At 67.9% G+C, this 1507-nt stretch carries 2 protein-coding genes; both read right to left on the reverse strand.

Annotation, left to right across the window (positions count from 1 at the left end; translation table 11 throughout):
- The coding region (locus OXC99_02590) for a Rieske 2Fe-2S domain-containing protein (protein MCY4623878.1) at nucleotides 1–360 on the reverse strand (360 nt) is incomplete at its 3' end.
- 75 nt (nucleotides 361–435) lie between these two features.
- A partial coding sequence (locus tag OXC99_02595) for a hypothetical protein (protein ID MCY4623879.1) occupies nucleotides 436–1507 on the reverse strand: 1072 nt, incomplete at its 5' end.

The raw sequence follows: 1507 nt of genomic DNA on the forward strand, positions 1-1507 counted from the left end.
GACGCGCACCTTGTCCTTGAAGTTGGACTCGGCGGGCTCATTGGGCATCTCGAGGCACGCGCCAGTGACGTCGTACTTCCAGCCGTGGTAGTTGCAGGCGAGGCCGCCGAACTCGTTGCGGCCGAAGAAGAGCGACGCGCCCCGGTGCGGGCAGTTCTCGGCGATGAGGCCGACGTCGCCGTTGGAGTCGCGGAAGGCGACGAGGTCCTCGCCGAGGAGGCGGACGCGCTTCAGGGGGCCGTCGCGCTCCGGCAGGTCGCGGGAGGGCAGGAAGGGGTGCCAGAACTGCCGAAGCAGCGTTCCCATGGGCGTGCCGGGCCCGACGCGAGTGAGAAACTCGTTGTCAGCAGGTGTCAGCATGGTGACCTCCGTTACTATGTGGCGCCGCCCCGTGCGCCCTCTGATTTCCCTCAGGGCGCACGGGGCAGCCTTTTGCTAGGTGAGGGGCACGTAGGAAACGGGGACGCCGGCGTCTGAGTCACGGGCCTTCTCCGTCGCCGCCTGCCAGTCCGCGCCCTCAGGCAGGATGGCCGACGCGGAGCGGACGCGGTAGAGCGCCGTGTCGTCGACGTGGGCCGGGGGCGTGCCGTCCTCCAGGAACTCCCGCGCGGCCTTCATGAGCCGCTGCCGCACCGCGATGATCATCCGGTCGCTGGTGCCGAGGTGCTCCTTGGTGCGGTCGTAGATGGGGCCCATGGTCTCGGTCATGGCGCGGTCCTGCAGGTTGCCGCCGCGCGGGATGCCGGACATGTTGACCCGGTTCTGGATGTCGTAGTTCAGCGCGTAGTCGTTCTTCCGGTTGGCCGAGGTGTGGTAGCGCGTGCGCGGGTCGGGGGTCTCCTCGACGTAACCGCCCGAGTTGGCGTAGGGGTTGGCGGACCGGAACTGCTCCTCCTCGGAGATCGTCCCTTCCAACCGGCCGTGCATGTTGATGAGCATGTGGTACTCGTCGTCAATGGGCACCCACGCGCGGGCAGAGCAGCTGTTGGGCTGGCCGGCGGCGATCATCGTGAAGTAGGGCATCACGTACTGGGTGATGCGGTGCCAGCGCTCGCCCTGGTCGTTCCAGACACGCTTGGCGGAGTACACAGCGCCGTAGGGCTTGGGGATGACGTCGAGGGTGGGCGCGCGGTCGTCGACCCAGGAGCCGCGGCCCCAGCCGGGCTCGTCGGGCGTGTCCTTGGCGATGCGGCCGTGGATGAAGGGGACGTGGGAGGAGTCGAGGTCGCCCTCGAGCCCCTGGATCCAGTTGCACTCCTCGACCATGATGCCCGGCTCGAAGACCTGGTCTATGGGGAGGGTGTTGACCTCAAACTGCGGGAAGGGCGGCGGCGTCTCGCGCGGGCCCATGTAGGCCCAGATCATCCGGTTGATCTCGCGGCAGGGGTAGGCGGTGACGCGCACCTTGTCCTTGAAGTTGGACTCGGCGGGCTCATTGGGCATCTCGAGGCACGCGCCAGTGACGTCGTACTTCCAGCCGTGGTAGTTGCAGGCGAGGCCGCCGAAC

The sequence above is a fragment of the Chloroflexota bacterium genome, assembly GCA_026713825.1.
Classification (GTDB): Bacteria; Chloroflexota; Dehalococcoidia; order Lucifugimonadales; family UBA1127; genus UBA1127.